Origin of the sequence: Calothrix sp. PCC 7507, from assembly GCF_000316575.1 — a bacterium.
Lineage (GTDB): Bacteria > Cyanobacteriota > Cyanobacteriia > Cyanobacteriales > Nostocaceae > Fortiea.
Genome location: NC_019682.1, coordinates 5,112,077 through 5,128,252, shown reverse-complemented (window position 1 = coordinate 5,128,252; position 16,176 = coordinate 5,112,077). Strand labels below are relative to the sequence as shown.

The window sequence follows — 16,176 nt, the reverse complement described above, 5'->3', positions numbered from 1 at the left end:
TTAAGGCGATCGCACTTTCTCCACTAAATGCGATCGCCTAAGAATTAATTAGGAGTATTTTTGACGGATTAGATCCAAAAGAGCTTGTGCTTGGTCTTGAGTAATTTTCACAGTCCTCTGCTTCCGCTTACCTCCTTCAGATAGCTGGATTGTTAACTTACAATCCAGATGATTATCAGTCATTTAACTAACTCCCTGAATAACAACCGCGCTGCTTTAGCTGCCACCTTCATTCTGACCAGCTTGACCGGGCGGCCTACTGCTTTTTCAGTATCCAGCAGTTCACCTAACTTGATTCCTATGTGATTGGCAAGGCGCGATCGCTTCGGCTCAATTCTGGTAAACACCCACTGCCATAAGGCTTTACGACATAAATCACTACCTCCAATTACCTTGGTTTTATGTTTATCGCCTGACGATTCCAAGCTGGGAGCCATGCCCAAAGCCTTCTGGAATCTCCTAAGTGAAAGGTGACGCTTGGTAGGTTTTTTAGAATTCCGTCCCTGGCGTATCCTCACTTCCGGTTTTCCCTCAGCATCCATGAAAGCCTCAATGGGGTAAATTTGGGAGATTAACACTGACTGCAAGCGAGTGCCAAAGCCGAAACGTGCGAATATAGCGCGGTATTTCTCAAAACGTGAATCGTTGAGTAGCTGGGCTAACTCCTCCTCGATGCTGAATTCCTCCCGCTGGAGATTGCAAAGGCGTTCGGCGTGATGCCGAACAGTGGCAGTTATGCCTAGTCCCACTGTTAACTTGTACAGTAAATCGTATTTTTTACTTTGGCGCACACCACAAAGCCAACCCCACAACAAGGGAACTTGACCAGACTTGCCGCGAACTGATTGCGTATGAGCCACTTCTGGAAACTGCCAAGCCAAGTCTTGCCGTAGGCGGTTGATGATAGGCGATTGCACCCTGTTGAGGTGAGCGAGTCTTAAAACCAATTCCCGAATTCTGACAATCACCTCATCCCGAATTTGTACAAATCGGCGCGGCTCCTGGTGGTAATCGAAGTAGTAACAAGCTAATGCTAAGGAGTCAGCATCATCATCTTTATCGGGCAACGCCAGGTGATTAGCACGGTAATTCCGCAACTCTTTGTGACCAACGAGCCTTACTTCCACTCCGGCGCGGGCTAAATGCGTACCCCATAATTTCGAGTAGTTATTCCCTGTTGGTTCCATTAGTGCAACGTCGGGCTGCAGTTCCAAGAGTGCGCGAATTCCTTCAGCGTTCGCTTCTAGTTTCAGGAATTTGTGATCGTAGTAAAATTGACGTGGTTGATCTGGCTTTTCTAACAAAAGACAAGCTGAAACTGAGGACTTGCTGATATCAAGTCCTAAAATTCTCGTCATTCGATTCCCTCTGGGTGGTTTACTTGAATCCCTAATGTCACTGCCTGCGAATCACCCGAAGGCCGTTGAGCCTAGTTCACTCTCAAGGCATACCCCAGCGCTAACTGGGGTGACATTGGGAAAATCAGCACATTTGCAGCAGTCGAGCTTATGAAGCTGAGAAAGCCATTGAAGCTTGATTCATCGCAAAAGCCCTAAGCTGCTGTGTTTTAGTGCTGTACGTCTGATTTGGACTCAGATCGCGACGGGTAGACGTGTCGGTTCCATTCCCAGCCATCCCCTAACAATCACGTCCTTTACTGCTGACTTAACCCGTTTCGCCAGTGAGTCAGGCTGGCTCATCGGGCGGTGCGTACAGCGAATTCCAAAGTGAAGTTTTTCGCCGCGGCTTTGCGTTTCAAGCTAGGAGTAAAAGCTTTATTTAGCAGAGCTACATCGTATTCACTGTGGACAACAATCGCCGTCCATGAATTGGGCTTGGCATCAAAAATTATGTCTTTGATGTATTCCCGCCTTTGTTGAATGGAGTATTTATTCATCTTCATCTTCATATTCAACATTCAACTCTCGCTCAATGATTTGGATGAACATATCTGAAGCTGGTTCAAGTAAATTTTTGATTTCTTGATCTAGTCCAGAGTTTGCCTCTTCACTAGCACCCATGACTTTTAAAGCCGCGTCGATTTTGGCTTTGATATGTTGCAATGAGTGCCAAAGTGGGTAGTAGTCCCACGCTGGATCTGGTTCGGGAATTTGATTTTCAATGTCGTTACTCATACCAATCCTCCTCATCATCTTCATCTTCCAAAATGTCCTCAATAGTTGGATCGTCAAGCATCATTGCAAGAGCTGCTTGAGATGTTGTCGTGACACCTGAAAAATACTCACACTTCAATGGGAGTCCCCGACGGATGTAATCAATAGCCATCTGCACCGATTTACATTCTGGTTGCCACATTTCATAAAGCCCCTCTGCCAGTGCTTGTATTTGCTCACTGGACAAAAAATTTGCATCCACCACATAGCAGGGTGGATTTTCTGCGTCTCTAGGAATTATCGGAACCATTGACTTGATTGGAACTTTTCCATCAGGAAAGATTTGATTAATTTGATTAAAATCTGCGTCAGGTTTTAGTGATGCCCAGGTTTCCATATCAATCATGTTTGCTGATAAACGTTGGTAAAATTTGCATACTGCTTAAATCCACAGCGTAGATTTGGGCGAGTGGCGATCGCCTAATCCGTTCAATCGGGCGATCGCACTAAAATTTCAGTTAAAATTATCGGGGTCACTGTTAGCAACCCCAGAGTCAAAAGGGATTTGGTCTGGGCCTGGTTCCTCGACAATTTCAGCTAGAACGGACTCTGACTCGGTTTTGACAGCGGATATCAAATTTTTAAACTGTGGCATTGAGGGAGCATCCGGTTTAATGCCTTGTGCCTTGAGGAATTCAGCTGTTGCTTCCCATTCAGTCCGCAGTTTAGTAAGCTTTCTCTCAAGTACATCGCAGGTCTGTTGTAAAGCTTGTCTGCGGTCATACAGTTGTTCCGCCTTTGCGCCTATAGCCGCTGTTGCCTCGCTTCTCAAATCAGCCACCACCGATTTAACTGTGTCACCTTCTTCTAATTCAGCCGTAAAGCCTACTCGCTCGTTACTGTAGTCTCCAAGAGAAATCAGGAAGTGTGCATGAAGTAGTTTGATTTTCATTGGTTTAAATGTGATATTTTTTACTGGGTAGATGATTGATTCACAAAGGCGATCGCACTTTTCACCCTCCTGAAGTGCGATCGCCTTTTAAATTTCTGAGCTATCCTTGAACCTCAACCGGCTTATCGAAAACCACCTGAAATCTGACACCAGGCGACAGCCCGCGTAAAATGCTCATGTAAGCTTCGGCGTCCGTTCGGCTACGAAATCGGGTAACGCAGATATTCTCAAGTGTGGAGCCACAGCGAAAAATAGCCCACGGTTTTAGGTCGGTACGATAATCCATAATTTCCATTCCAAATGTTTTCAAAAAAGCCAGCGTTAGTTAACCGACTAACGCCGGTGTTTCCCAAAAATTTACGTTGTTTAGACAGAATTAATTCGCCTCCAACGGTGAAGGAAGCGCCAGCAGTAGCGCTGGCGGCATGGTGTATTCCTCTGAATTGGCGATTGAGAGATTAGCGTCTAATTTTATACCTCCAAAGCGAAAGGGCATGACTGGGCAGCGCCTAGGTGAAGGGAAGGCGTTTATGTCACTGTTATGTGACCAAGTTAAAATTTGGGACTCAAAATTTTACTTTGAGAATCAAAAGTAAAAATTAAGCATCAGGTACAGGTTGACTCCGCGCCGGGGCTTACGCAGTGGCGTGGGTAATTTGCTCCAGTGGTGCCACGCAAGGTCTAGGCGTAGGGGAGCTAAAAATTATTCTACTAATGTAGAACTCATGATATAAATTAATCATGAGTAGAACTCCCTTGTCAATCATTCTGCTCATGGTTAATTATTCTGCTCATGTAAAATGGAGATAAATGTGTGGATGATGTAAATGGCAAGACCAAAGAAATCGGCAGAAGACGTAGCGACAGTCGGACTCAGCCTCAGCCAAAGCGCGTGGGAGGAGCTAAAAAGAAGAGCCAATGCAATGGGACTATCGAGATCAAAATTGGTGGAGAAGATAGCAACGGGGGAAATCCCGATTGGAAGCTTGCCCCAATCAGAGACACAACTGCTGGGAAAATCCTAGAGCGCCTGGAAATTCTAGAGAAGCGGCATTTAGAATACGTCCATTCTCACCAAGCCCGGCTAAAGGCGCGGCTGGGAGAAAGCGAAGAAGCTGAACATGAATTCAAGGAAGAATCAAACCAGATAAAAAGCGACATTTATCATCTAGCATCTCACCAAAAGACTGGAGATGACGCAATAAAACCCTAATAAAACCGTCCCGCCCGCTGGGTAGAGACGGTTTTATTTTGTGCGATCGCCATTACCGCTACAGGAGGAGTGCGATCGCCACTGATTAAAAATTGAAAAGCCCCCCATCGGCTGGAAACTGTTGGGCGGCTTTGATTAGTTCTTAATAGAAAACACACCAATATTATGCCACAAAACACGCTTCCGTGGACGGAAGAACATGAATCATTCTGTTATCTGAATCACATACCCCATGCTGCTAAAATTCTCTGGCAGTGGCTAATGAGACAAGGGGAAATCAGTACAGAAGTAGAACCAGACTTATCCGAATTCAATAGATGGGTAGAGAAGTCAAGAGGTAAAGGATACAGTCACAATTACCTCAAACAGATGTTTAACTTACTCGTAGAACAGCGAGTCATTCAAGTAGTTAAACAGTACAGTTGGAAAATATTTAGGTTACTAGTTAGACCGTTGGACTGGCTCAAACCACCGAAAAAGCCGCGAGAAAAAAACTTACAAAACAGTAACTGTAGTTACGGTTCACCCACCTCAAACCAGCAATCGGCCGAGACAGGTAATATACAGCAGCAGCATTCTAATATTGACCAGAACTTAGCCACCCTCGCAGATAACGGTATTCATTTTGACGAGCGCGAAAAAGAAGTATTAGCTAGACCAACCAACGAAATTCAGCTAGCAATTATCATGTTTAACTTGCGGGGTGGATTTGAAAAAATACATAACCCCGAAGGTTTTATACGTGATTGTTTGAGGCGAAGGTATTGGGAACATCCTCATAACTACAATCACTTACTTCAGCTATACGGGAACTCTACAGAGTGGGATGAATTATTCCCCTCTGGATAATTTCTATGTATAAAAAAAGCCGCATGGAATTCATATTATGAATCAATCACACTATTTATTCGACCTCCAGCAAGTCGAACTTTTTAAAAACTGGATACGCCGCCGGTTCATTGCTGAAGTTGACTTTAGAGACATGCCAGTAACCGTTGCCCTGGCTTGGTCAGCAGCCCTTAAAGAATTATCTGAATCAGTCAGTCATGAGATAGTCCCGTTTCGGCGTGGGAGCAAGTCATGAAACAGCTAGCACTGTTTGATTTACAAACAATAGATTCCCCCCTCCCTGCTCCCCTTTACGATCCATCCTGGGATGAGGAAGATGGTCAGCCGTGGAACCCTGCCGATTTCGGAGAAGTGCCCCATAAAGCCGAGGGCGATCAGCTGACAATTTTCTACGATGACTCAGACGAACCACCAGACCCAGATGATTACCCAAACTTGGATGCTTATGATGAAGCTTGGCGCGAGTGGGAGATACTTGTTGGGGCGCAAGTTAATAGTGATACTCAGCCAAACACCGTAAGTTCTCTTGTTGGGGCGCAGGTAAATACTGATACTAAAAAAGTTGCGCCCCAACACGATACCCACTGGGTTGAAAAGTACTGGGTAGAGCGGTCAGGTAACAAATATTGGTATTACCGTTACTGCTGGATGACTGGTAGGAAGAAAAACCGCTGCTACATCGGCAGTGCAAATAGTGCGATCGCCAAAAATCGAAAGTCACTTGTAGAGAGTGCGATCGCCGATGGAAATTCACCCCAGGAAGTTGAGCAATTAATCCGCTCCTGGCGTTAAAACTTCTGGATTTTGAACCAGTAACTTTCTCAACTTCCGCAGTTCATCCCAAGTGCGAGCTGTCAAATCCGGTTTGCGGGAATTTTGAGTAGAGCGATAATTCTTTTGTCGCCAATTAATGTAGCGGTCTATAACCCCAAGGGTGAACTGCAAAAAAATATCCCCCTCGCGCTGGGGGATGCTGGGTTTGCTGGCAGATTCGGAATCAATCGCTCTAGCATACGCCATTATTTGCTGCTCAAGTGCAATTGGTACGCGGATTGTTTTAGTTGGCCCACTTTGCCAGGTGCTAGCGTTTGTCCAAGTGCCGCTAGTATGTCCACCTTTGCTCATATCAAAATCCTGTGTTGACGTGTCACACGTCAATGTAGCATCTCCCCAATGCCCAATAAAAAGCGATCACCAAAGCAAAGAAAGGCGATCGCCAACCATAAGTGCATTACAGCTTCAGGATAAGTGCTTTAAAGCTAATTGTCAGAACTTGAGAGAAGCTGGTAAATCCTCAGCATCTTCCCAACTAGCCGCCCCCAAATCCTTAGCTTCATTCCAGGCATCAGTAGCTATCTCTTCCAGAAATAAGGCCAGCCGGGCGGGATGTCTTACTTCTCCGGCAAGTAGCTTGTTGTTGAGGGCGATGACTTTGTGTAGTAGCTCGGTGGAGATGAGATTATTCATAAAGTAGCGATCGCCTCTTTAACGTCGTCGTCAGTCACCTCGATGTAGCGAGAAAGTACCTTTAAATCGGTGTGACCAGTAGCTTTCTTGATAGTTGCCAAACTCACACCCCGCTTTGCCAACTTGGTGATAAAACTCCGGCGGGTGCTGTGAGTGCTGATGCCCTTGGCAGATAAACCGGCTTTATCCACAGCACACCGCAAAATCATGTCACCCCAGCGTAGCGAAATTGCTTGATCACCTTCCCGGTCAGGGAACATCCAAGCACCAGCTTCTGGCTGATATCCTAACAAAGACTCTCTCAGCACAGGATGCACAGGCACTTGTCGAGTTTTGCGCTTCCCGTCAGGGGTTGCCTTGCGAGTTCTGGCCCGAAAGTTAATGAATTCCCGTGGTTTACCCTCGGCATCGTACACATCATCTACTTGCAGCTGCACAAGTGCCCCCCAACGCTCACCTGTGTACCAAGCCAAATCTAAAAGTAGTTTATATTTTCTGCTTTTAATCTGCTTGCGGATTTTAGAATAGTCAGTGTCAGTAATTACAGCCGATTGACCATTGCGGTTGTTTTTCATTGATTATAATTTGACCTCTCCATTGTTCCGGTTTAACCTTGCCAACAGGTAAAACCGGAATCTTTTCAAAATTAGCTATTATTAATAACTGCCTCAATCCTATTCACTGCAAGCATTTTAAGCCATCGGTGAATATTCTGGTTTTACATAAAACTGGAAGATTTACTTATTTTTAAATGCCGAATAAAACAGATTTAATCACTTCATCAAACTGTTTTTATGGCAGAGCCTACATTAATTCAAGTTTTCGGAATAAACGCTGTACAAACGAGTACAACTTTAACCATCACAAAAGCCGACCTAGCCGCAGTGGGACTTACGGCTAGCGCAAACAACAGCGCTGAATCACTGTTAGTAGCAATACTACAGTTAGCCAAGATTCAGCTATCAGTCACAAACCTTGATAGCAATATTGATCAGAGTATTGCTATTGATGGAGAAAACTTGCCGACCTTCGTAATTAGAAATAGTACTAATTATCAAAGAGATACAATTTCTATTCAACTCGACAAGTTAGTCGGACCCCTAACAATTGACCCTGATGATTACTAGCCTTAGTGTTCAGCAATTATTTGGTGAGGGAGCAACACAGACATTAACCACACTTACCATCACCAAATCTTCTTTACCAAAACTAAATCCTACTAGCAATAATTCAGCAGAAAGCTTGCTAGTGGGGATTCTCTTAAAAGTGTTAGAAAATTTTGAGGGAGAAATCACTGACGAGTCTGGACACAGCATTACTAATGAGCTTGATATCTCTATCACTTATGGCAATGATGATAATGCTGAATTAATGAATGTCTCTACATTCAATATTTATCTTTCAGAAAGAATAGGTTTTCAATGCCTTACTCACAACTTAGTGATTCATAAATACGATGCAGATTAAGGATTTACCTGAAAAAAATACGTCAGACAATAGCGACAAAATTCTAATTCAAGAAATTGGAGGAGCTACAAAACACATTACACGTGAGAATTTTCTATCAGGCATAAATAGCGGTGATAATCAGGCATCCTACATCCAGTTGCTAGATAGTAGAACTAGTGGCGAGGCTGGCGGTTCTCCCACTAGAAATTCGTGGGCTGCCAGAAATATTAATACAATTCAAATTGATGAAACCTTACAAGTTTCGCTAAACACTTCAACTTTCACATTGCCTAGTGGAAAATATTATCTGTCATGTCAAGCAAATTTTTATAGGTCAGGGGAAACAAAATTAAGGTTAAGGAATACAACTGACAACGTATCAGCTTTGCTTGGTTTAAATAATTACATTACTGGAGACAACGCACTAGTAACCACATTAAGTGGGGAATTCACTATTGCAGCCAGCAAAGATTTTCAAATCCAGTACTTTGTTCCGTCTTATGCATCTACTAGTAGTTCTGGGTTGGGCACGCCATGTGCTACAGGAGAAAATGAGATTTATTTAATAGCTGATATTTGGAAATTGGGATAAATATGTATTGCGAAGGTAAGACTAAAGGTAAAGTAATTTTTACGGAGAATGGAGTAACTAAACAAATAATTGTACCAACAGCACCATTCTCTATATCATTCCAGCCTGCTGGAAATTGTGGAATTAGTGGTACAAGAAGTGTCATTTATACTGCTGAGAATTTATCAGGTACTAGAAGTACTTCAATTAATAGTTTCAAAAATGAGACTTTATTCTTTAAAGCAGTAGCTCAAGAGGGTGCTTTCAACGGGTTTAGGCATGACCTATATGGCAATTGTGCAGGGACTGAAAGATTGATTGAAGCTAGTTTCAGTGTTTTTTCAGGAGCTATTAGTATTGTCAGTAACACATTTTCACCAAATGCCGATAGTACTGGTTTGATAGTTACTGACGAGAATGGTAATTTTTTATTTACAATCCCATTAAAAGAAACGGATTATCAAGTTTCTTGTGATGACGATTGTCCGCCTGGGCATCACAAATGCAAGCATGATAAATACCCTGGATATTGCTGTGTAAATTGCAAGGATAGGGGAAACAAAATTAATACTTTGATTAGTAAGATTAAAAAATATGGCTGACCAATGCAAGGATACAGACATTGCAATTGCTAGTTTGAACAAAACTATTGCTAATTTAAATAATCAATTCAATAGTATAAACAAGCGATTAAAGGATATTGAAAATAGATTAAACAGCAACAATTTGCAGGGCAATAATTCCGCAAATTTAAATAGCGTAAATGCAAGATTGACTAGGATAGAAAAAGATGTGGAAGGACTGAAGACCGGACTCCTACGCACATTGGAATCATTTTCAGAGATAGAGATAATCCATCAAGATATCTCGCTAGCAATACATGGATTGCAAACTCTAGTAAATCCTTTAGTAGAGTACGTTTCAAATATATTGCAATTCTTAGGAGCATAGAATGCCAACCTGGAATGGTGCTGCTTTACCTGAATTACCTACTCCAAAAATACCTAATAGCCTTCCCTCTACATTCAATTGGGAAAGTTATATGAGCGACCCCAAAGGAACATTTACGCGCCTTAAAGGAGCCAGACAAGTACAACGATTAAATCTCAAAGGATACATCACAAATACTTCTCAAGTCCGCAAGGCTGTTATTTCTTCCCCTAGTCGTAGATTTGTGCAGCAAGCAGGGAAGGCGATACGCACTACTAAAGCGGCGGCTCAAACAGCAAAGGAAGTGGGGCAAATCACTAAAAAAGTTGCTGATGAGGCAAAGAAAACCACTACCACACTGAAAAAAGTACAAGATGCATTACTAAAAGATGTACCAGGTACTGGTAGTGATATACAGAAAGCAGGAAAAATAGGAAAGCTTGCTAAGTTTGTACCAGGGATACTTGCTGGTTTGGGCGTAGTTTTAGGAGTCGCATCACTACAGCTTACTAAAGAACTTAGTGAGCAGACAGTAAGGCAATTTGAAACAGCAGGCAAGGAATTTGATATACAACTGAGGCTAATAAAAAAGGCATTTCAAAGCAACAAAGCATTAGATGCCAAGATTCAGAAAGTAGAAAAAGCTATCAAGATAAATAATGATAGTAATAGTAGGATTGCTAAAGATTTTTTTAGCATTAATCAAAACACGCAACGAGCTAACAAAAATGCTAACGATGCATTGTATGAGGCTAGAGTAGGAAGACAAATACTAGAGAAAAAAGTAAACGATAATACCTATGAAATTAGACAAGGAAGGAAGATAGTAGAGGATAAAATATCAAAAATAAATGCTGATATTGCAAAATACTTCACCACAGCAGGAAACAATTTTCAGCAAAGACTTGAAGCTACTGTAAGCACAATTCAAAAATCACTAGATAAAGCAAATAAGGAAATAGATAAAGCTAATCAAACTATATCTATACAAAGCAAGGCTATTGATAATGTAAATAAAGTTGTTAAACAGTTACCAGTAGCCATAACAACCGGGATTAAAGCAGTTCAAGACTCTACTAAGAAAATACTTGAAGCTAGCGTTAATCCAGTGATTGCTTCTACCAAAAAATGGGGTGTTACGGTGACTCCTGCAACGATTACACCTGCAATCGTAACTATTGCAGACACTGGAGGTGTGACAGTTACACCCGCCACAGTTACACCCGCCACAGTGACCTATGCTGATTTTTCAAGCACAGACATTGCCCGTCAACTAAACGCAGACAACCAAAAAAGAGATAATCAAATATCAGCCTTGGGAACTGGATTTGCTGCTGTAGCAAATGGGGTAAATCAAGCACAAAATACAGCTAATGCTGCGCTACAGGAAGCAAAAATAAAAGGTACTGGTTTTAATCCAGAAATTACAAGTTTAAAAAATGATATCAACACGACTAAAACACAGTTAACAAGACAGCAAACAGACCTTGATACTTTGAAAACTAAAGTAAAGGAACAAGAAAAAGTGAATGAGGAAGCAATCCCAAAATTAGATCTGACGTTAGCAAAGCTAGGACTTATACCTGTATTAGTAGCGCAAGCCATCAAACCATCTATCCCTACACCTGAGCAAATAAATAACGCTGTTCAGGCGGGAAATTGTAGAAGCTTACAGAATGGATGTGGTAAAAAAGCTAATCAGGATTTAGCTAACACTATTAATGCCAATACCAACAATGCAACAAACAATTTAGGAAATGTTCTTGGTGGTGTAAATGCCAGTGCGAACGCTGTCCAAATAGGGATGCTTGAATCGGTTTTAGCTAGATTAGGCGCTCAGGTTCCGGGTGGGCTATCAGGCTTCCTGGGACGGTTTAGCAGTTGGTCGATGATAAATACCGCAGTTGGGTATCTAACTCTGTTTGCAACGATTCACAATGGAGCAATGTTGAGCCGAGATATCGGTGCAACGTTGGGACAAGTTTTAAGCAATGTATTGACGCTTGTAGGCATTAAAGATAGTGAAGGCAATGCTTTTGACATTGGTAGTGTTTTAAATTCCAGCATTGAGAACCTTATTAAAAGTGCAATTGGTGCAGAAAATTATACTTCCTTAAGTGAGACTTGGGCTAAAGCTAATAGAATTTACCAAGCCACTACCAACGTTTTAAATAGTTTCTTAAACTTATCCCAAACTATCCTACAAGCTTCTGAATTAATAGCCTCTCATACAGGAAAGATAGGAAATGCTTTAAAGAAGGGTGGCGTAATTTTAGAAAACGCCTATGGCTGGATGAATCCGCAGCCTAAGTTTAATCGTGTCAGTCAGTTTCTAGAAGGCTTGCAAAATGGAGCGTCAACCATCCAGATGGTGACACAAGCACCATTAGACGTGATAAATGCCACTACTGAACTAACAACAGCTTCAACCGAATTTTTAAAAGCTGTAAAAGAAGATGACAAAGTACAAAACAAAGCTACACCTATTCCAGAGCCTGATGAATTAAAAGCTAAAGAATCTCAAGGTAAAACCAATTCTCAGCCTAATCCATTTGACTTCTCAGATTTATTTGATGGAGAGGATTAAAGATGCCTGTACCAGATGATTTTAATCCTTTTGAACATCTCCAGCAGACTTATAAAACTGAATTCAACAGACGTGTAGACAGATATTTTAGAGATGTTGATGGCAACGGTGATCTATCTTCACCACGTGCATCTTTAAAATTAGCTTGTCGGATTGGCGACAATGACAACGACGCAATGATGAATATGCGTCATAATCTGTTTTTTAATGTAATTGGTTACAGTAGAAAAAATTTAGCCGTAGTTTATGGCTCGAAATTTGATACTGCACCGCCAGTAGCCGGGCATCCACAGCTATTTTTTGTCTTCTCTCAGGATGCATCAGCATCTCCAGAGGAAGAATCTCCCATACAGCATGAAAAATCTGTCAGATTGATGAAATTTTCTTGTGCTTCTGGCAACGTCAAGCCAGCTATTACCAAAGCAGAAATGACAGAAATAGCTAACGAAATTAAAACTACTTTTTTATCAGGTGGGAGGGGAATAACTTATACTTGCGGCAATAAAAGCGCAAGTTACACTGACCCTGATAACGGTTTTCCCAGAGGTAATTATATACTTGTGAACTCCAAAGCTGACGGAGTAGAAATTTATGAAAAAATTTGTAACGTAATTGATGTACCGTTTCACTCAGACAGGGTTTTACTCAATGACCCAGATAAACCCAGCACTACAACGGCAACAGCCGGGAAAGTCACAATTTTGGGGAAACAGGTACAAAATCGACGGTATCGACCTGTGGCAGTTCTCAGATTCAGGAGTGCTTACGTCTCTTTAGGTAATCTTGTACCACCTGTATTTTTGATAGATACAACACTCAGAAATCAGTCATTAGTGAAATATCCCTGAGATTCAATGAGTGTCAACGGGAAACAACGGCAGAAAATAAAGGTAAAAACCTATTAGGTTTCAGTGCAAAATTCTAAGGATTTTCAAGGGTTAGAGTTGGTGAAAACTGTAACTATCACCAATAAAAATTATGGGGTTTAGAGACCTGCAACGCTACCCAGCACAGAAGGCTCGGTATGACAAATACAAAGAGTGGTTAGAAGCTACTCCCGCAGAACGACAAGCAAAGTATGCAGCTATCACCGACGAAACTAAGCGGGTGAAAACAGAAAAAGAGGCTGGTTATATTTCTCCCTTTGGCACTGCCGGCACCACTAAAGTTTATCTTCCTGCTCGGTTAATCAAAGGTGGACAAACCGGACAAGGGTCTGGGGTTGCTACTGTGCTTCTCGGTCTGCTTGCTAATTACACTACAACTGCTACCGAATTTGCAGCATTGACAACGCCAATTCTGATCAAAGCAAGTAAATTTAAGTTTGCCAAGCTAACGCTCACTTCTGTTGTACCTGGAACTACCAAGAAAAATAGTCGCATTACTGGCGCCGCCTACAATAAACCAGATGTTGATTCTGTCACCAGTGTTTTTGGACAGAATGCTGGTGGTCAAGAGTATGATGCAGCTGTTTTAGCTATAGCAGGTCAATCAGCTTTGACAACCTTCCTTGAAGGAAATGGCGGTAAAAACCGGGGTAGATTCACCCCTGAAGGTTAATGAGCAAGATAGCAGAACGAACTGGCATTATTTGGACTCCAGATGATCCGTTGGATTTGCTATCCGTTGATATTGATGGCAACTGCTCTGACTCTGAATTTCAGGGAATGCTTGCCATCAACCAAGCGGGTAGAGATTGGCTAACCGGGAAAATTGACACGGTTGAGTACCTCGACAAGCTGGAGCATTACGGTATTCCTAATCCGTTTGAAATTGTAGATGAATTTGCCGATCACGTTGATTTTGTAATTTCTCACGCTTGATATGGCACGCAACTTGCAGCTAGGAATAGAAAGTAATTGGGCTTTGCAATATAGTGATTCTTTCCCGGCTGTAAGTTTTTTGAACGATGCAGCAGGAAATCCAATTTATGAAAAGATAACCGAAATTCATGTACCAGTAGTTTTTGATAAACCGATTATTGCGGTATCTATAACTACTACTGTTCCTCTAGGCAAAATCTGGAAGTATGCAGGATACCTCAGCCGCAGCTTAACAACTGGACTGGGTGCAAGCTTTACGGGTGAACGTGAAAGACTGTTTCTGGGAAAATTTAACTTGATAGTTTTTAACGATTTAAATATTAATTATTTCGTATCGATTCAAGTTCCCAAATGGTTTATCAGTGCCAATATTGCAATTTATCAGTATGAAGGTACAGACACGACAACAATTGAATCCAAGATTGATGCTCTTAATGAACTAATTGGGGGATAAATGCCCGTCATCATTGATGATAACGAAAATCCAGCATCTTCAGATGCCACACTCAATCTTATTCAAATAGTGAAGTCGCTTGCTTATCAGATAAAACATCTCACAGGTAAAAGCAATTGGTACACTCCTCCTGACACCAGTTTTGCGGCTATTATGCCCAAGTTGGAGCGAGTGCAATTATCAGATTTTCTGTTTTTTCATCCTACAAAAATAAACTGTACGGGCACGACTGCTCTCACGCAACTGTATAGTTACACTATTCCAGCTAATACTCTAACAGCTAACAGTGTGTTGAAAATCACGGCACTACTGGGAATGAGCAATAACACCAATACTAAAACTTTTCGGTGTCGGATTGCTGGCACAGATATTTTTAGCAGTAGTTCACAGATCTCTGGATACACTTCCGTTCTTTACCAAAGAAGCTTATTGTTGCGTAGCTCAAATTCTCAAATAACTATACCCAACGACATTAACGCTTATTCTCGTTATACCAATTCAATCCAAGAATTTACGTTTAACTTTACTCAAAATCAAACGTTAAGTTTCCACGTTCAGCCATCAATGTCCAGCGATTCTATGTGGCTGGAATACGTTTATGGGGAGATATTAAAATTGTGAAAATTGATATTAATAATGCTCTCACTATTATTCTGGGATTGCTTACTTTGACTGGAGCTATTTATCGTCTATCTCAAATTGAAGCAAATATTAATGCCAAAATATCAAAATCTGAGAATCACTTGCTAACAGCCATTGATAATTTGAAAGATACTTTGACTGATAAATTGTATACAACAGAGAAAAAATTAGATGTTCACTTAACTGAGTATTCTGAAAAGAAAATATTTGCTGAGTATCGATTTAACTCTATTGATAAGGCAATTGAGCATAAATTCAATCGATTAGCCAACTGGATTAAGCAGATTGGCGCACATCTTTACAGGCAATCAGGCTTTGAGATCCACGATGACCAGTTCTAACTCATTGCTATTCAGCCCAGGAGAACAAGGCTTAAAACTGTTAGATAAAAGCTGAAACCCATACATAATATGCCTATTAATCTTATTCTTCCCCAAGGATAACCGTACAGATCATCGGAATAGGCTATAACAGTCCCTGGTAGCGATAGCAAGTATTTACTAAAACTTTCTAGTTCATCAATCAATTTTTGGAGATTCATTGTGTCAGTCAGAGCTAAATTCTTAGTAGAAAGCGTAACCAATCATCCTTGCGGTGGCAATACCGTTAAGATGCGCCCTGTCCACACCGACAGCAAAGAAAATAAATCATTTTGGCAAGCAACCCCAAGTGGCAACCTCGAAATGTACATTAACAACCCCAACGCGGCGACATTTTTTGCATCAGGAGCAGAATATTACATCGACTTCACACAGGTAGACTCCTCTGGGGATTCATCGCACCGCTTCCTTGACAATTGCCAAAATGTCATCATTAATATGACTGTTAATTTTTTTATCCAATCTGCTTTTTTCTAAATGCCATACCCGCTCTACAATTTGCCGCACTTCCGGCGAAGCACTGGTAATTGGTTCTTGAACATCATCGATATTTGCCTCTTGTGACATCTCGGTTGTGCAATTTTACAGAGGTTTGCCCTCTAATTTTAACCATCCTGACTGTGGCGATCGCATCCGTGAACTCACTGTCACTTTTATCTTTATTTTCTGCCTATTTTTTCACAAAAATGCTTTCTTTTGCAGAAATTATCTGCTATTCTAATGAAAAGCTATATAATGGGGATGC

General features: G+C 41.5%; 28 protein-coding genes. 17 read left to right on the top strand and 11 right to left on the bottom strand.

All coding sequences use genetic code 11. From position 1 onward, the window contains the following. Positions 1–48: 48 nt before the first annotated feature. The 6 genes from CAL7507_RS33485 to CAL7507_RS21900 form a co-directional block, all read right to left on the bottom strand. Positions 49–183 carry a hypothetical protein gene (locus CAL7507_RS33485; protein ID WP_015130690.1) on the bottom strand — a complete coding sequence of 45 codons (135 nt, stop codon included), beginning with the start codon at positions 181–183 and terminating at the stop codon, positions 49–51. Continuing rightward, positions 180–1,358, bottom strand: a complete 1,179-nt coding sequence (locus CAL7507_RS21920; RefSeq protein ID WP_015130689.1) for a transposase — start codon at positions 1,356–1,358, stop codon at positions 180–182. Before CAL7507_RS21920 ends, CAL7507_RS33485 begins: the two co-directional genes overlap by 4 nt. Positions 1,359–1,696: 338 nt before the next feature. After that, a complete protein-coding gene (locus CAL7507_RS21915) occupies positions 1,697–1,897 on the bottom strand; it encodes a hypothetical protein (protein ID WP_144051244.1) in 201 nt (66 codons plus the stop codon). Further along, the gene (locus tag CAL7507_RS21910; RefSeq protein ID WP_015130687.1) at positions 1,890–2,135 is read right to left on the bottom strand and encodes a hypothetical protein; all 246 of its coding nucleotides are present in this window, start codon (positions 2,133–2,135) and stop codon (positions 1,890–1,892) included. The genes CAL7507_RS21915 and CAL7507_RS21910 overlap by 8 nt, the downstream gene beginning before the upstream one ends. Continuing rightward, positions 2,128–2,511 (bottom strand): hypothetical protein, encoded by a 384-nt coding sequence (locus tag CAL7507_RS21905; RefSeq protein ID WP_160166350.1) that lies wholly within the window; start codon positions 2,509–2,511, stop codon positions 2,128–2,130. The genes CAL7507_RS21910 and CAL7507_RS21905 overlap by 8 nt, the downstream gene beginning before the upstream one ends. Before the next feature lie 117 nt (positions 2,512–2,628). Then, on the bottom strand, positions 2,629–3,066 hold the full coding sequence (locus CAL7507_RS21900) for a hypothetical protein (RefSeq protein ID WP_015130685.1): 438 nt from the start codon (positions 3,064–3,066) through the stop codon (positions 2,629–2,631). 300 nt (positions 3,067–3,366) lie between these two features. Between CAL7507_RS21900 and CAL7507_RS32450 the strand changes: the two genes are divergently transcribed. Both CAL7507_RS32450 and CAL7507_RS30225 read left to right on the top strand, forming a co-directional pair. Further along, positions 3,367–3,528 (top strand): hypothetical protein, encoded by a 162-nt coding sequence (locus tag CAL7507_RS32450; protein WP_160166349.1) that lies wholly within the window; start codon positions 3,367–3,369, stop codon positions 3,526–3,528. 352 nt (positions 3,529–3,880) lie between these two features. Next, positions 3,881–4,279 (top strand): hypothetical protein, encoded by a 399-nt coding sequence (locus CAL7507_RS30225; protein ID WP_015130683.1) that lies wholly within the window; start codon positions 3,881–3,883, stop codon positions 4,277–4,279. On the opposite strand, the gene CAL7507_RS32445 is transcribed toward CAL7507_RS30225, so the two are convergent. Then, entirely contained in the window at positions 4,276–4,437 is a 162-nt protein-coding gene (locus tag CAL7507_RS32445) for a hypothetical protein (RefSeq protein WP_160166348.1), read from the bottom strand. The two genes, CAL7507_RS30225 and CAL7507_RS32445, sit on opposite strands and share 4 nt — an antisense overlap. Positions 4,438–4,444: 7 nt before the next feature. Here CAL7507_RS32445 and CAL7507_RS21890 point away from each other — a divergent pair, with 7 nt between their 5' ends. The 3 genes from CAL7507_RS21890 to CAL7507_RS33190 are packed head-to-tail and all read left to right on the top strand — an operon-like array spanning position 4,445 to position 5,920. Beyond that, positions 4,445–5,128, top strand: a complete 684-nt coding sequence (locus tag CAL7507_RS21890; protein WP_015130682.1) for a hypothetical protein — start codon at positions 4,445–4,447, stop codon at positions 5,126–5,128. A 37-nt stretch (positions 5,129–5,165) separates the two neighbouring features. Then, complete coding sequence (locus CAL7507_RS21885; RefSeq protein WP_015130681.1) at positions 5,166–5,363, top strand: hypothetical protein; 198 nt, start codon at positions 5,166–5,168, stop codon at positions 5,361–5,363. Beyond that, the gene (locus CAL7507_RS33190) at positions 5,360–5,920 is read left to right on the top strand and encodes a hypothetical protein (protein ID WP_015130680.1); all 561 of its coding nucleotides are present in this window, start codon (positions 5,360–5,362) and stop codon (positions 5,918–5,920) included. The genes CAL7507_RS21885 and CAL7507_RS33190 overlap by 4 nt, the downstream gene beginning before the upstream one ends. Here the strand turns inward: CAL7507_RS33190 and CAL7507_RS21875 are convergent. The 3 genes from CAL7507_RS21875 to CAL7507_RS21865 form a co-directional block, all read right to left on the bottom strand. Further along, positions 5,900–6,253 (bottom strand): hypothetical protein, encoded by a 354-nt coding sequence (locus CAL7507_RS21875; RefSeq protein ID WP_015130679.1) that lies wholly within the window; start codon positions 6,251–6,253, stop codon positions 5,900–5,902. The genes CAL7507_RS33190 and CAL7507_RS21875 overlap by 21 nt on opposite strands. Before the next feature lie 141 nt (positions 6,254–6,394). Further along, the gene (locus CAL7507_RS21870; protein ID WP_015130678.1) at positions 6,395–6,595 is read right to left on the bottom strand and encodes a hypothetical protein; all 201 of its coding nucleotides are present in this window, start codon (positions 6,593–6,595) and stop codon (positions 6,395–6,397) included. Continuing rightward, on the bottom strand, positions 6,592–7,170 hold the full coding sequence (locus CAL7507_RS21865) for a site-specific integrase (protein ID WP_015130677.1): 579 nt from the start codon (positions 7,168–7,170) through the stop codon (positions 6,592–6,594). Before CAL7507_RS21865 ends, CAL7507_RS21870 begins: the two co-directional genes overlap by 4 nt. A 219-nt stretch (positions 7,171–7,389) precedes the next feature. Between CAL7507_RS21865 and CAL7507_RS21860 the strand changes: the two genes are divergently transcribed. The 12 genes from CAL7507_RS21860 (at position 7,390) to CAL7507_RS21805 (ending at position 15,392) form a co-directional block, all read left to right on the top strand. Further along, positions 7,390–7,722, top strand: coding sequence for a hypothetical protein (locus CAL7507_RS21860; protein ID WP_015130676.1), 333 nt, complete (start codon positions 7,390–7,392; stop codon positions 7,720–7,722). After that, positions 7,712–8,062 carry a hypothetical protein gene (locus tag CAL7507_RS21855; RefSeq protein ID WP_015130675.1) on the top strand — a complete coding sequence of 117 codons (351 nt, stop codon included), beginning with the start codon at positions 7,712–7,714 and terminating at the stop codon, positions 8,060–8,062. The genes CAL7507_RS21860 and CAL7507_RS21855 overlap by 11 nt, the downstream gene beginning before the upstream one ends. Further along, positions 8,052–8,636, top strand: coding sequence for a hypothetical protein (locus CAL7507_RS21850; protein ID WP_015130674.1), 585 nt, complete (start codon positions 8,052–8,054; stop codon positions 8,634–8,636). The genes CAL7507_RS21855 and CAL7507_RS21850 overlap by 11 nt, the downstream gene beginning before the upstream one ends. A 2-nt stretch (positions 8,637–8,638) precedes the next feature. Then, positions 8,639–9,217 (top strand): hypothetical protein, encoded by a 579-nt coding sequence (locus tag CAL7507_RS21845; protein ID WP_015130673.1) that lies wholly within the window; start codon positions 8,639–8,641, stop codon positions 9,215–9,217. Next, positions 9,210–9,566: a hypothetical protein gene (locus tag CAL7507_RS21840; protein WP_015130672.1), complete on the top strand. Its 357-nt coding sequence runs from the start codon at positions 9,210–9,212 to the stop codon at positions 9,564–9,566. Before CAL7507_RS21845 ends, CAL7507_RS21840 begins: the two co-directional genes overlap by 8 nt. A 1-nt stretch (position 9,567) precedes the next feature. Then, entirely contained in the window at positions 9,568–12,132 is a 2,565-nt protein-coding gene (locus CAL7507_RS21835) for a hypothetical protein (protein WP_015130671.1), read from the top strand. A gap of 2 nt (positions 12,133–12,134) precedes the next feature. After that, entirely contained in the window at positions 12,135–12,980 is an 846-nt protein-coding gene (locus CAL7507_RS21830; protein ID WP_015130670.1) for a hypothetical protein, read from the top strand. 130 nt (positions 12,981–13,110) lie between these two features. Further along, positions 13,111–13,692: a hypothetical protein gene (locus tag CAL7507_RS21825; RefSeq protein ID WP_015130669.1), complete on the top strand. Its 582-nt coding sequence runs from the start codon at positions 13,111–13,113 to the stop codon at positions 13,690–13,692. Continuing rightward, positions 13,692–13,955: a hypothetical protein gene (locus tag CAL7507_RS21820; RefSeq protein WP_015130668.1), complete on the top strand. Its 264-nt coding sequence runs from the start codon at positions 13,692–13,694 to the stop codon at positions 13,953–13,955. The genes CAL7507_RS21825 and CAL7507_RS21820 overlap by 1 nt, the downstream gene beginning before the upstream one ends. A gap of 1 nt (position 13,956) precedes the next feature. Then, positions 13,957–14,409 (top strand): hypothetical protein, encoded by a 453-nt coding sequence (locus CAL7507_RS21815; RefSeq protein WP_015130667.1) that lies wholly within the window; start codon positions 13,957–13,959, stop codon positions 14,407–14,409. Further along, the gene (locus CAL7507_RS21810; RefSeq protein WP_015130666.1) at positions 14,410–15,030 is read left to right on the top strand and encodes a hypothetical protein; all 621 of its coding nucleotides are present in this window, start codon (positions 14,410–14,412) and stop codon (positions 15,028–15,030) included. Beyond that, the gene (locus CAL7507_RS21805) at positions 15,027–15,392 is read left to right on the top strand and encodes a hypothetical protein (RefSeq protein WP_144051333.1); all 366 of its coding nucleotides are present in this window, start codon (positions 15,027–15,029) and stop codon (positions 15,390–15,392) included. The genes CAL7507_RS21810 and CAL7507_RS21805 overlap by 4 nt, the downstream gene beginning before the upstream one ends. Before the next feature lie 432 nt (positions 15,393–15,824). Here CAL7507_RS21805 and CAL7507_RS32810 read toward each other — a convergent pair whose 3' ends face one another. Further along, positions 15,825–15,998: a hypothetical protein gene (locus CAL7507_RS32810; RefSeq protein ID WP_015130663.1), complete on the bottom strand. Its 174-nt coding sequence runs from the start codon at positions 15,996–15,998 to the stop codon at positions 15,825–15,827. Between the last annotated feature and the right edge of the window lie 178 nt (positions 15,999–16,176).